A 12072-nucleotide genomic window follows, 5' to 3' on the forward strand; every position below is an offset into this window, starting at 1 on the left:
AGGGAGTAGGGCAGATGCTGCGGCTGGGACGACGCGAGTTCGGCGCTCACGAACCGGTGATCATGGCGATCGTGAACCGGACGCCCGACTCCTTCTACGACCAGGGCGCCACGTTCCGCGACGAGCCGGCGCTGGAGCGGGTCGAGCAGGCCGTGGCCGAGGGCGCCGCGATCATCGACATCGGCGGCGTCAAGGCGGGGCCCGGCGCGGAGGTGAGCGCCGAGGAGGAGGCGCGGCGCACGGTCGGGTTCGTGGCGGAGGTGCGGCGCCGCCACCCCGATGTGGTGATCAGCGTGGACACCTGGCGGCACGAGGTCGGCGAGGCCGTGTGCGAGGCGGGCGCGGACCTGCTCAACGACGCGTGGGGCGGGGTGGACCCGAAGCTGGCGGAGGTCGCCGCGCGCTACGGCGCGGGCCTGGTGTGCACGCACGCGGGCGGCGTGGAGCCGCGTACCCGGCCGCACCGGGCGGCGTACGAGGACGTGATGGCCGATGTCCTGCGCGTCACCGTGGGCCTGGCCGAGCGGGCGGTGGCGCTGGGCGTGCCGCGCGAGTCGGTGCTCATCGACCCGGGGCACGACTTCGGCAAGAACACCCGGCACTCGCTGGAGGCGACCCGGCGGCTGGACGAGATGGTGGCCACCGGCTGGCCGGTGCTGGTGTCGCTGTCGAACAAGGACTTCGTGGGCGAGACGCTGGACCGTCCGGTGAAGGAGCGGCTGCTGGGCACGCTGGCCACCACCGCGGTCTCGGCGTGGCTGGGCGCGCAGGTGTACCGGGTGCACGAGGTGGCGGAGACGAAGCAGGTGCTGGACATGGTGGCGTCGATCGCCGGCCACCGTCCGCCGGCCGTGGCCCGGCGGGGCCTGGCCTGAGCCAGGGCCCCCGCCCGGCGGCCCGGTTCGGTCAGGTGCCGGCTTCCTTCGTCACGAGCGTGATGGCCTCGTCGACGTCGTCCGTCACGTGGAACAGCTGGAGGTCGGCCGCGCCGGCCTTGCCCTCGGCGACGAGCGTGCCCTCCAGCCAGTCGAGCAGGCCCTTCCAGTAGGCGGTGCCGAACAGCACGATCGGGAAGCGGGTCACCTTCTTCGTCTGGACCAGCGTGAGCGCCTCGAACAGCTCGTCCAGGGTGCCCATGCCGCCGGGCAGCACCACGAACCCGCTGGCGTACTTCACGAACATCGTCTTGCGGACGAAGAAGTACCGGAAGTCGACGCCCAGGTTGACGTACGGGTTGAGGCCCTGTTCGAAGGGCAGCTCGATGCCGAGGCCCACGGAGATGCCGCCGGCCTCCATCGCGCCCCGGTTGGCGGCCTCCATGGCGCCCGGCCCGCCGCCGGTGATCACCGCGAAGCCCGCCTCGACCAGGCCGCGCCCGATGGCGACGCCGGACTCGTACTCCGGGGACCCGGGCTTCGTCCGGGCCGAGCCGAACACGCTGATCGCCGGGGGGAGTTCGGCGAGCGCGCCGAAGCCCTCGACGAACTCCGACTGGATGCGGAGCACCCGGAAGGGGTCCTCGTGGACCCAGTCCGCGGTGCCGCGGGTGTCCAGCAGGTGCTGGTCGGTGGTGCCGGCCTGCATCTGGCCGTGCCGCCGCACGACCGGCCCCCGGCGCTGCTCCCGCCGGCCCCGCGGCGTCTCCGGGCTGCCCGTGCCGTGGTTCATACCGTGCTCCCTCCGCTGCGGATCTCGTCCGTCCGCCCCAGCCTAGGCCGTGTTCACCGCACGTCAGGCCGGGTTCGGGCGGTCGTCAGGCGGTCAGCCAGGCCCGCAGCCGCTCCTCGCAGTGGTGGATGCGGTCCACCACCACGTGCTCGTTCCGCTTGTGGGCGTACAGGGGGTCTCCGGGGCCGTAGTTGACGGCGGGGATGCCGAGGCGGCTGAAGCGTGAGACGTCGGTCCAGCCGAACTTGGGGCGGGCCTTGCCGCCCACCGCCGCCATGAAGGCGGCCGCGGCGGGGTGCGAGAGGCCCGGCAGGGCGCCGCCGGAGTGGTCGTCGACGACGAACTCGGCGACGCCGCAGCCGGCGAAGAACTCGCGGACGTAGGCGAGCGCCTCCTCCTCGGTGCGGTCCGGGGCGTAACGGAAGTTCACCGTCACGGCGCACTCGTCGGGGATCACGTTGCCGGCCACCCCGCCCTCGATGCGGACGGCGTTGAGGCCCTCGTGGTACTCGAGGCCGTCGATGACGGGCTTGCGCGGTTCGTACGCGGCGAGCCGGGCCAGGATGGGCGCGGCGGCGTGGATGGCGTTGGAGCCCATCCAGGCGCGCGCGGAGTGGGCGCGCTCCCCCTTGGTGCGCAGGACGACGCGCAGGGTGCCCTGGCAGCCGCCCTCGACCTCGGCGTCGGTGGGTTCCAGCAGGACGGCGAAGTCGCCGTGCAGCCACTCGGGGTGTGCCGAGGCGAGGTGGCCGAGGCCGTTGAGGTGGGCGGCGACCTCTTCGTTGTCGTAGAAGACGAAGGTGAGGTCGCGGTTGGGCGCGGGGACGGTGGCGGCGATGCGCAGCTGGACGGCGACGCCGGACTTCATGTCGCTGGTGCCGCACCCCCACAGGACACCGTCGGCGTCCAGGCGGGAGGGGACGTTGTCCGCGATGGGGACGGTGTCGATGTGGCCGGCGAGGACGACGCGTTCGGCGCGGCCGAGGGCGGTGCGCGCGACGACGTTGTTGCCGTACCGGTCGACGGTCAGGTGGGGCAGGGCCCGCAGGGCGTCCTCGACGGCATCGGCGAGGGCCTTCTCGTGACCGCTCTCGGAGGGGAGGTCGACGAGCGCGGCGGTGAGGGCGGCGGCGTCGAGGGAGAGGTCGAGCGAGGGCCGGCCGGTGGCTGCGGAGTGGTCTGCGGCGTCCATGCGGCGAGCCTAACCCGGTCGCCGCGCGGGCTGGAGCCGTCGGTACCCGGTCTCTGAAGTAACGTAACGCGCATGTCGCGCTTCACCGTCACCCGCCGTGGCCGACTGCTGCGTACCGTGGCCGCCGGTGCCGTCCTGCTGGCGCTCGTGGGCTATCTGGTGGCGCAGGTGGTGACGGGGGGTCCGGGGGCGCCGCGCTGCACGGTGCGGGCGAACGGGGAGTCGTACTCGCTCTCGCCGGAGCAGGCCGTGAACGCGGCGACGATCTCCGCGGTGGGCTCCTCGCGCGGGGTGCCGGAGCGGGCGGTGACGATCGCGCTGGCCACGGCGATGCAGGAGTCGGGGCTCCGGAACATCCACCACGGTGACCGGGACTCGCAGGGACTGTTCCAGCAGCGGCCGTCGCAGGGCTGGGGCACGGCGGCGCAGATCACGGACCCGGTGTACGCGGCGGGCGAGTTCTACGAGCACCTGATGCAGGTGCGGGGCTGGTCGCGGCTGCCGCTGACGCGGGCGGCGCAGGAGGTGCAGCGCAGCGGTTTCCCGCAGGCGTACGCCAAGCACGAGCCGGACGCGTCGCTGCTGGCGTCGGCGCTGACGGGCCGCGCGGAGGCGTCGTTCAGCTGCACCCGGAGCCCGGGGGACGGCAAGGCGGGCGATCCGCCGGCGGTGCGGGCGAAGCTGTGGCGGGAGTTCGGGCCGGCGGTGCTGCCGTCGGTGGTCCGTGCCGGTGGCGGCCCGGCGGGGGCGGCCGCGGGGCCGGGCGGGCCGACGGTGACGGTGCCGGTGCGGGAGGACCCGTCGGTGCCGGAGGGCAGTGCGGCGCGGCGCGGCTGGCAGGTCGCGTCGTGGGCGGTGGCGCACGCCGCGGAACTGCGGATCGAGCGGGTGGCGTTCGGCGGCCGGGTGTGGTCGGCGGACCGTTCCGCGGACGGCTGGCGCAAGGCGTCGCAGCCGCAGGGGGACCCGGCGGCCGTGCGGATCACGACGACGCGCTAGCGGACCGAGGCCGCGAGGCCCCTCCTCGCACCTCGTTCAGGGGTACGAGGGTGCCCCCGCCCGGGGTATGCGCCGCATACGGGAGTTGCCGTGCGGCCGGTATCCGTACGCGGCACCGGGAAACCGCCGGTCACCTTGGAGACAAAGGCTTTTCACGGCTGCCGGAGGGCGGCGGTCCTGCCCGGGTTTGCCGGGTTTTCCGGCGGGCGGATTATGCGATGCATTACCTACTCTTTACCTGGCGGCACCGCAACCTTCGGGGGGCTCACGCGGTAGTCACAGCGTCCGGACGCCGGACAGCCAACGACTCATCACTCCGTCAAAGGAGCAACATGTCCCTCCCCCTCACGCGTCGGATCGCCCGGGTCGCCCTGCTCGTCGCAGCGGGTGCCGCTCCCGTCGTCGGTGCGGCCGGCTCTGCGAGCGCCGCGGACCTCGTGAAGGCCCCCGACCTCGGCGGGCTGAGCGCGGTGGACAGCGCCAACCTGGGCAGCGGCCTCGACTCGACCTCCCACCAGGCCGGGGCCGTGGCGACCGGCGTCGGGACCAAGGCCGTGCACACCACCACGGGCGCGGTCAGCAAGGCCGGCAAGGAGCACGTCCCGGCCGCGCAGAAGGCCGTGGGCCAGGTCGCGGGCGGTGCCGGTCAGGCCGTCGGCCAGACCGCGCAGGGTGTCACCAAGGGTGGCCTGCCCACCCAGGCGCTGCCCGGCAAGGGTCTCCCCCTCGGCGGCTGACCGCAGACCCGCCGCACCGCGCGGCGCACCCCCGAGGGGGCCCGGGACCGTCGTCCCGGGCCCCCTTCGCGTGCCCCGGAAGGCGGCTCAGTCCGCCAGCCGGCGGACGGCCGCCTCGATGCGCTCGTCGGTGGCGGTGAAGGCGATCCGTACGAACCGCTCGCCCGCCGCGCCGTAGAACTCGCCCGGCGCGACGAGGATGCCGCGCTTGGCCAGGAACTCCACCGTGTCCCAGCACGGCTCGTCGCGCGTGGCCCACAGGTACAGCGACGCCTCGCTGTGCTCGATCCGGAAGCCCGCGCCCTCGAAGGCGGCGCGCAGCGCGGTGCGCCGGCGGGCGTAGCGGGCCCGCTGCTCGGTGACGTGCGCCTCGTCGCCCAGTGCGGCGATCGTGGCGGCCTGTACCGGCGCCGGGACGATCATGCCGCCGTGCTTGCGGAGCCCCAGCAGCTCGCCCAGGACGGCGGCGTCGCCGGCGAGGAAGGCCGCGCGGTAGCCGGCCAGGTTGGAGCGCTTGGACAGCGAGTGGACGGCAATGATCCCCTCGTGGGAGCCGCCGCACACGTCCGGGTGGAGCACCGACACCGGGTCGGCCTCCCAGCCCAGGTCCAGGTAGCACTCGTCGCTGACGAGCAGGACGCCGTGCTCGCGGGCCCAGGCCACGGCCCGGCGCAGCTCGTCGGCGGACAGCACCCGGCCGGTGGGGTTCGACGGCGAGTTCAGCCACAGCAGCTTCAGGCCGGCCGGGTCGAGCTCGGTCGGCTCGTCGTACACGACGGGCTCGGCGCCCGCCAGCCGCGCGCCCACCTCGTACGTGGGGTAGGCCAGCCGCGGGTACGCGACCTTGTCGCCGGGGCCCAGGCCCAGCTGGGTCGGCAGCCAGGCCACCAGTTCCTTCGACCCGACGACGGGCAGGACGTTGCGGTGGTCCAGGCCGCGGGCGCCCAGCCGGCGCTCCGCCCAGCCGGTGAGCGCGTCGCGCAGGGCCGGCGTGCCCCAGACGGTGGGGTAGCCGGGGCTGTCGGCCGCGGCGGCCAGGGCCTGCTGGACCACGGCCGGCACGGGGTCGACCGGGGTGCCCACGGACAGGTCCACGATGCCGTCCGGGTGGCCGGCGGCGGTGGCCTTGTACGGCTCCAGCCGGTCCCAGGGGAAGACGGGGAGACGGGAAGAGACTGCGCTCACGGTGCTCGCTGCTCGCTCTCGTGCGCTAGGGGTGGCCGGTGGGGGAATGCCGCGGCCCCGTACGGTGGTGGCCGTACGGGGCCGCGGCGGGGACCACTGTCGGTCAGTGCTCCGCCGGGTTGATGTCCGCGGGCAGCGCCGCGACGAAGGGGTGGTCGCTCTCGATCAGGCCGAGCTTCGAGGCACCACCGGGCGAGCCGAGCTCGTCGAAGAACTCGACGTTCGCCTTGTAGTAGTCCTTCCACTCCTCCGGGACGTCGTCCTCGTAGAAGATCGCCTCGACGGGGCAGACCGGCTCACAGGCACCACAGTCGACGCATTCGTCCGGGTGGATGTACAAGGACCGCGAGCCCTCGTAGATGCAGTCGACGGGGCACTCCTCGATGCACGCCTTGTCCTTCACGTCGACACAAGGCTGCGCGATGACGTAGGTCACGCTGTCGTTCCTCCTCGGTAGGGCTCATCTCGCGCGGGAGCGCGGCGTCGTCGATGCCCACACCTAGTATCTCCCTCCCCGGGCACATGACGAACAAGAGGGGCGGGCACAGCTGTGGAATTCACCACGGGCGGAAGACTGGAGGTCAGGATTTCCGCGGCGGATGTGGGAAAAAGGGTCTCGGTGCGGCGTCTGAACGACACCCCCGGGTCGCCGGAACGCTTCACCGACGTCGTCGGCGTGCTCACCTCCTGGGAGGGGGGTGTGGTGCGGATCACACGCCGGAACGGTGAGACGGTGGCCTTCCCCGAGACCGCGCTCGTCGCCGGCAAGACCGTCCCCGCGGCCCCGGCGCGGCGCCGCGGGCCCGCCGCGACCGCCCGCGAGCTCCAGGAGACCGCCGCCCGCGGCTGGCCCGCCCCCGACACCGAGCCGCTCGGCGGGTGGACGCTGCGCGCCGCCGGCGGCTTCACCGCCCGCGCCAACTCCGTCCTGCCGCTGGGCGATTGCGGACTGCCGGTGGACGAGGCGGTCGACCGGATCTGCGCCTGGTACGCCGCCCGCGGGCTGCCCGCCCGGGTGCAGGTCACCACCGGCGACCCGGGCGCCGACGAGCGGCTGGACGCCGAGCTGGCCCGGCGCGGCTGGACCGGCGAGCGGTACGCCCTGATGCGTACGGCCCCCCTCGCGCCCCTCGCCGACACGCCGGCCGGCACCGGGCGCGTCCTGCTGACCCGCGAGCCGGACGAGGCGTGGCTCGCCGCGTACGGGCGGACCGGCAGCGACCCGGGCGCCGTCCGCGCGGTGCTGACCGGCGGGCCCTCGGTGTGGTTCGCGACCGTGCCCGGCGAGGAGCCCGGCGACGAGCCCGCCGCCATAGGGCGCTGCGTGGTCGACGGCCGCTGGGCCGGGTTCGCGGCGCTGCACGTGAGCCCGGCGCGGCGGCGGCAGGGGCTGGGCTCGCTGATCATGGCCCGGCTGGCGGAGCAGGCCCTGTCGGAGGGTGCCTCCGCCGCGTACCTCCAGGTCGAGGAGGACAACGGCGGCGCGCTCGCCCTCTACGACGAGCTGGGCTTCACCACGCACCACGCCTACCACTACCGTCGCGAACCGTCGCGGTAGTCGTCCCGGCAGTCGTCGCAGCAGCCGTCGCCCGGGCGGCCGCGGACGCACCATGGACGGTGACGGAGCCAGGAGGGACGCGAGAGACGCATGGACCACAGGGGTCGCAGGGACGACGAGACCAGCGCCCGGCGGCGGCGGTTCGCCGAGGCGGCCCGCGAGGACCGGCCCGACCTGGCCGCGCTCTGCCTGCTGATCTGCGCGGAGGCGGAGGGCGGCCTGCCGGAGGCGGCCGTCGACGCGGCCCAGATCGAGCTCGACGACCTGGCCGGGCGGCTGCCCGCGCTCGGCCGGCACGCGCCGCCCCGGCGCTGGGCGGAGGCGGTGGCGGAGCTGCTGGGCGGCCGCTGCGGCTTCCACGGCACGCCCGCCGACTACCGGCGCCTGGAGTCGTCACTGCTGCACGAGGTGCTGCGGCGCCGGCGCGGCCTGCCCATCCTGCTGTCGGTGGTGTGGATGGAGGTCGCCCGGCGGGCCGGGGCACCGGTGTACGGCGTGGCGCTGCCCGGCCACTTCGTCGTCGGCTTCGGCGAACCGTGGGGCCGGCACGTGCTGGCCGACCCCTTCGACGGGGGCCGCCCCCTGTCCGCGGAGGACGCCGCGCTGCTGGTCGCCGGGGCGACGGGCACCACGCTGACGCCGGAGGCGTTCTCGCCGGCGGACCCGCTGGAGATCGTGGCGCGGGTGCTCAACAACATCCGCGCCTGGGCCGCGGCACGCCCCGAGCGCAGCGACGTCCAGCTGTGGGCCGTGGAGCTGTCCCTGCTGCTGCCCAGCCACCCGGCGCGGCTGCGCTACGAACGCGCGGAGCTGCTGGTGGAACGCGGCGAGTTCGCGCGCGGGGCGCGGGAACTGGAGGAGTACGCGGACGTGATCGCACCGGTGGAGCCGGACACGGCGGAATCGGTGCGGCACCGGGCGCTCGCCGCGCGGGCCATGCTGAACTGAACCGTCCCCGGCCCCTTACAGCCAGCCCTTGTCGCGGGCGATCCGCACCGCCTCGGCGCGGTTGCGGGCGCCCGTCTTCTGGATCGCGGTCGACAGGTAATTACGGACGGTGCCCGGCGAGAGGTGCAGCGCCTTGGCCAGCTCGGCGTTGGTCGAGCCGTCCGCCGAGGCGGACAGGACGGCGCGCTCCCGGTCGGTGAGCGGGTTCGCGCCCTCGGCCAGGGCCGCCGCCGCCAGCATCGGGTCGATGACCCGCTCGCCGCGCAGCACCCGCCGCACCGCGTCCGCCAGCTGGGCCGCCGGCGCGTCCTTCACCAGGAACGCGTCCGCGCCCGACTCCATGGCCCGGCGCAGATAGCCGGGGCGGCCGAAGGTCGTGAGGATGACGACCTTCAGGCCCGGCACCTGGCGGCGCAGCAGCCCCGCCGCGTCCAGCCCCGTCATGCCCGGCATCTCGATGTCCAGCAGGGCCACGTCGACGGGCGTGCGCAGGGCCGCCGCCACCACCTCGTCGCCGCGCGCGACCTGTTCGACGACCTCGATGTCGTCCTCCAGCCCCAGGAGCGCGGCCAGCGCTTCCCGGACCATGGACTGGTCCTCGGCAAGGAGGACCCGGATGGCGGCGTTTCCCGTCTGAGCAGCAGTCACATCGACAGGGTAGGCGCCTCCGGCTCGGCCCGTTGCGCCAGCGGTACGTAGGCCCGCAGGCGGAAGCCGCCGCGCGGCGCCGGCCCCGTCTCCAGCCGGCCGCCGGTCAGCGCCAGGCGCTCCTGGAGACCGGTGAGACCGTTGCCGGGCGAGCCGGAGGGGCCGCGCCCGTCGTCGCTGACGGTCAGGCAGAGTTCGTCGCCGGCCTCCGTCAGCGTCACCTCGCAGCGCCGGGCGCCGCTGTGCCGTACGACGTTGGTGACCGCCTCGCGCAGCGCCCAGGCCAGGGCGCCCTCCGCGTCGGGCGAGACGCCGGGGCGGGCGGTGGTGTGGGCGAGGTCGCCGACGATGCCGGCCGCGGTCAGCGCGGTGCGGGCACCGGCGACCTCGGCGTCCAGGGTGGGGCGGCGGAAGCCGCTGACCGCCTCGCGGACGTCCACCAGCGCCTGGCGGCTCACCCGCTCGATGTCGGCGACCTGCTGTGCGGCCTGCTCGGGCTTGTCCGGCAGCATCCGCCCGGCGAGCTCGCTCTTGAGCGTGATGAGCGACAGCGAGTGCCCGAGCAGGTCGTGCAGGTCGCGGGCGAGCCGCAGCCGCTCCTCGTTCGCGGCGAGGTGCGCCACGGTGGCCCGGGCCTCGCGCAGGGCGCGCGAGGTCCGGGCCATCTGGCGGATGCCCACCATGGCGAAGCCGCCCAGCATCGACGGGACGACCAGCTCCGCGGCGAGCGCGTGCCAGGCGCCCGGAATGGCCGCTCCCGTTGCCGCCAACACCCCCGTGGTCAGCGGAATCGCGAACCGGGCCAGCTTCGCGGGCAGCACCGCGCCGCAGGAGACGCTCACGTAGACGAACAGCACCAGCCACGCCTTGCCGAGCCCCAGCGCCAGGCCCACGGCCATCGCCATCAGCGCGGCCAGCATGGCCAGCACCCGCAGCCGCTCCAGCGGGAGCGACGTGTGCTGGAAGATGAGGACGAGGTAGACGGCGACGAACGACGCCAGGCCGGCGGCGCCCACCAGGGTGCCGGGCCACTCGTGGTGCCCGCCGAAAATGTCCTCCACCGGCGACGCCAGATAGGCCATCCAGATGCCGATCCAGACCAGCTTGGTCATCGCCTGGCGGACGTTCTCCGGCCGCTCGCCGATGCGCGGATCCTCGGCCGAGACCTCGTCCCTCGCCTCCATGACCGCCCGCCACAGGCGGTGGCCCACACGTCCGGCCATGACCGCGTCCTCGCCCTTCTCTCTTTCTCTGCCGTCGTCCGAGATCTTCCCTTACGCCTTGCGGGTGTCCTTGCGGTACAGCCAGGCGGCGGCACCGGCGAACAGCACCAGGTAGACGACGAGCAGGGTGACGTCCTTGCCGTGCGGCGCGTCCCCGACCTCGATGGCCTGGCCCAGCGCCGCGTAGGCGTGGGTCGGCGTGTAGTCGGCGATCTTCTGGAGCCACGACGGGAAGCCGGTGGTGGGCATCCACAGGCCGCCCAGGATGGACAGCGCGAAGTAGATGATGAAGGTCACCGGGCGGACGGCGTCACCCATGACGAGGTAGCCGATGGCCACGCCGAGCGCCGCGAAGACGATGCTGCCCGCCCAGATGCAGCCGGTGAGGGCGCCCCACTGCCACGCGTCGAGACGGACGTGCTTCACGGCCGCGGCGACGGCGAACACCACGAGGATGGACGGCAGGGACACCACGGCGGCCGAGGCGACCTTGGCGGCCACGTAGCCGCGGCCGGGCAGCGCTGTCAGGCGCAGCTGCCGCACCCAGCCCTTCTCCCGCTCCTTGGCTATGCGCTCGCTGTTGCCGACGAGGACGGCGGTGATCGCGCCGAAGGAGGCCATGGAGACCATCATCAGCATCGGCAGCGTCAGGTCGCTGCCGTCGACGAGCTTCTTCTCGCTCGCCCCGCCCGCGATGATCAGGTAGAGCAGCGCCGGGTACAGCACCGAGAAGAACATGAACTTCTTGTTCCGCAGGGTGCGGGTGATCTCCAGCTTGACCAGCGTGTTCATCGGGACGCCTCCTCGGCGTTCGCGGCGTCGTTGATGGCGAGGAAGGCCTGCTCCAGGCCGAGGCCCGCGACCTCCAGGTTGCGCGGGTAGAAGCCCATCCCGTACAGGGCGTGCACGGTGGCGTCGGCGTCCTGCGACTGGATGCGCACGGTCCGGCCGCTCACCTCCAGCGAGATCACGAACGGCAGCTCGCGCAGCGCGCCCTCGCCGGCCGGCTGGTCCAGGTCGAAGACGATGCGCCGGCCACCGGCCCGCGCCTTGATCTCCGCGGCGGAGCCGTCCGCGAGGACCCGGCCCTGGCGCAGCACGACCACGCGGTCGGCGATCGCGTCGGCCTCCTCCAGGTAGTGCGTGGCGAACAGGACCGTACGGCCCTGGCGGGTCTGCTCCCGCATCACGCTCCAGAACGCCTGGCGGGCCGAGACGTCCATGCCGGTGGTGGGCTCGTCGAGGACGATGAGGTCGTTGGCGCCGGCCGTGGCGAGCGCGAACCGCACGCGCTGCTCCTGGCCGCCGGAGAGCTTGTTGACCATGCGGTCGGCGATGCCGGTGAGGTCGGCGGCGGCCAGCACCTCGTCGACGGGGAGCGAGCGCGGGTGCAGGTCGCAGGCGAGCTTCACCAGCTCCCGGACCTTCACCTCCTCCATCAGCCCGCCGGACTGCAGCATCGCGCCGACCCGGCCCTGCTCGATGGCCTGGCGGGGCGTCGTGCCGAACAGCTCGACGCGGCCGCTGTCGGGCTGGCGCAGCCCCAGCAGCAGGTCGAGGGTCGAGGACTTGCCGGCACCGTTGGGGCCCAGGAGGGCGACGGTCTCGCCGGCGTGGAGGTCGAGATTGAGGCCGGAGACGGCACGGACGGTGCCGTAGCTCTTGCTGACGTCGGTGAAGCTGACCACGGGGGCGCCGGTCAGGCGCCCGTCCCCCGTGTACACGCTCGCAGTAGTGGTCATGACGACCATGGTGTCCGAGCGCCCGGTGCGGGAGGCAGTGCCGGACGTCGTGACATCCCCATGACAGATGTCATGGTCTCCGAGCTGCGGAAACGGCCCCCGCGCCGGGGTGGGACGCTGTTGGCGAATTCGGGGGTTCGCGTGACGTCGGCCTTCAAGACCCGGTTGTGGT

13 protein-coding genes are annotated in these 12072 nt (G+C 73.9%); 5 read left to right on the forward strand and 8 right to left on the reverse strand.

The window, feature by feature from the left end; translation table 11 throughout:
* Nucleotides 1–14: 14 nt before the first annotated feature.
* A complete protein-coding gene (gene folP, locus IE305_RS28660) occupies nucleotides 15–875 on the forward strand; it encodes a dihydropteroate synthase (RefSeq protein WP_190132702.1) in 861 nt (286 codons plus the stop codon).
* A 31-nt stretch (nucleotides 876–906) separates the two neighbouring features.
* Here folP and IE305_RS28665 read toward each other — a convergent pair whose 3' ends face one another.
* Both IE305_RS28665 and dapE read right to left on the reverse strand, forming a co-directional pair.
* Nucleotides 907–1668, reverse strand: coding sequence for an LOG family protein (locus IE305_RS28665; RefSeq protein WP_190132703.1), 762 nt, complete (start codon nucleotides 1666–1668; stop codon nucleotides 907–909).
* Between the two features lie 85 nt (nucleotides 1669–1753).
* On the reverse strand, nucleotides 1754–2860 hold the full coding sequence (gene dapE / locus IE305_RS28670; RefSeq protein WP_190132704.1) for a succinyl-diaminopimelate desuccinylase: 1107 nt from the start codon (nucleotides 2858–2860) through the stop codon (nucleotides 1754–1756).
* Nucleotides 2861–2932: 72 nt separating this feature from the next.
* On the opposite strand from dapE, the gene IE305_RS28675 reads away from it, so the two are divergent.
* A complete protein-coding gene (locus IE305_RS28675) occupies nucleotides 2933–3859 on the forward strand; it encodes a VldE C-terminal domain-containing protein (protein WP_190132705.1) in 927 nt (308 codons plus the stop codon).
* Between the two features lie 332 nt (nucleotides 3860–4191).
* A complete protein-coding gene (locus IE305_RS28680) occupies nucleotides 4192–4596 on the forward strand; it encodes an ATP-binding protein (protein WP_190132706.1) in 405 nt (134 codons plus the stop codon).
* An 87-nt stretch (nucleotides 4597–4683) separates the two neighbouring features.
* Here IE305_RS28680 and dapC read toward each other — a convergent pair whose 3' ends face one another.
* Nucleotides 4684–5781 carry a succinyldiaminopimelate transaminase gene (gene dapC, locus IE305_RS28685; protein WP_190132707.1) on the reverse strand — a complete coding sequence of 366 codons (1098 nt, stop codon included), beginning with the start codon at nucleotides 5779–5781 and terminating at the stop codon, nucleotides 4684–4686.
* Between the two features lie 103 nt (nucleotides 5782–5884).
* Nucleotides 5885–6217, reverse strand: coding sequence for a ferredoxin (gene fdxA / locus IE305_RS28690; protein WP_190132708.1), 333 nt, complete (start codon nucleotides 6215–6217; stop codon nucleotides 5885–5887).
* A 114-nt stretch (nucleotides 6218–6331) separates the two neighbouring features.
* On the opposite strand from fdxA, the gene IE305_RS28695 reads away from it, so the two are divergent.
* Nucleotides 6332–7339, forward strand: a complete 1008-nt coding sequence (locus IE305_RS28695; RefSeq protein ID WP_190132709.1) for a GNAT family N-acetyltransferase — start codon at nucleotides 6332–6334, stop codon at nucleotides 7337–7339.
* Nucleotides 7340–7429: 90 nt separating this feature from the next.
* Nucleotides 7430–8287 (forward strand): transglutaminase family protein, encoded by an 858-nt coding sequence (locus tag IE305_RS28700; RefSeq protein WP_190132710.1) that lies wholly within the window; start codon nucleotides 7430–7432, stop codon nucleotides 8285–8287.
* A gap of 15 nt (nucleotides 8288–8302) precedes the next feature.
* Here the strand turns inward: IE305_RS28700 and IE305_RS28705 are convergent, their stop codons facing one another.
* The 4 genes from IE305_RS28705 to IE305_RS28720 form a co-directional block, all read right to left on the reverse strand.
* A complete protein-coding gene (locus IE305_RS28705) occupies nucleotides 8303–8935 on the reverse strand; it encodes a response regulator transcription factor (protein WP_268255954.1) in 633 nt (210 codons plus the stop codon).
* Entirely contained in the window at nucleotides 8932–10119 is a 1188-nt protein-coding gene (locus tag IE305_RS28710; RefSeq protein ID WP_190132727.1) for a sensor histidine kinase, read from the reverse strand. Before IE305_RS28710 ends, IE305_RS28705 begins: the two co-directional genes overlap by 4 nt.
* 90 nt (nucleotides 10120–10209) lie before the next feature.
* A complete protein-coding gene (locus IE305_RS28715; protein WP_190132711.1) occupies nucleotides 10210–10950 on the reverse strand; it encodes an ABC transporter permease in 741 nt (246 codons plus the stop codon).
* Entirely contained in the window at nucleotides 10947–11900 is a 954-nt protein-coding gene (locus IE305_RS28720) for an ABC transporter ATP-binding protein (RefSeq protein WP_190132712.1), read from the reverse strand. The genes IE305_RS28715 and IE305_RS28720 overlap by 4 nt, the downstream gene beginning before the upstream one ends.
* Nucleotides 11901–12072 lie beyond the last annotated feature (172 nt).

The organism is Streptomyces mashuensis (assembly GCF_014654785.1).
GTDB classification, from domain to species: domain Bacteria; phylum Actinomycetota; class Actinomycetes; order Streptomycetales; family Streptomycetaceae; genus Streptomyces; species Streptomyces mashuensis.

Bases quoted from the DNA above. Each gene is read 5' to 3' on its own strand.
- IE305_RS28720 (WP_190132712.1), bottom strand. From the start codon at position 11,900: ATGACCACTACTGCGAGCGTGTACACGGGGGACGGGCGCCTGACCGGC.
- IE305_RS28700 (WP_190132710.1), top strand. From the start codon at position 7,430: ATGGACCACAGGGGTCGCAGGGACGACGAGACCAGCGCCCGGCGGCGG.
- IE305_RS28675 (WP_190132705.1), top strand. From the start codon at position 2,933: ATGTCGCGCTTCACCGTCACCCGCCGTGGCCGACTGCTGCGTACCGTG.
- IE305_RS28665 (WP_190132703.1), bottom strand. From the start codon at position 1,668: ATGAACCACGGCACGGGCAGCCCGGAGACGCCGCGGGGCCGGCGGGAG.
- IE305_RS28710 (WP_190132727.1), bottom strand. From the start codon at position 10,119: ATGGAGGCGAGGGACGAGGTCTCGGCCGAGGATCCGCGCATCGGCGAG.
- IE305_RS28715 (WP_190132711.1), bottom strand. From the start codon at position 10,950: ATGAACACGCTGGTCAAGCTGGAGATCACCCGCACCCTGCGGAACAAG.
- IE305_RS28680 (WP_190132706.1), top strand. From the start codon at position 4,192: ATGTCCCTCCCCCTCACGCGTCGGATCGCCCGGGTCGCCCTGCTCGTC.
- dapE (WP_190132704.1), bottom strand. From the start codon at position 2,860: ATGGACGCCGCAGACCACTCCGCAGCCACCGGCCGGCCCTCGCTCGAC.
- folP (WP_190132702.1), top strand. From the start codon at position 15: ATGCTGCGGCTGGGACGACGCGAGTTCGGCGCTCACGAACCGGTGATC.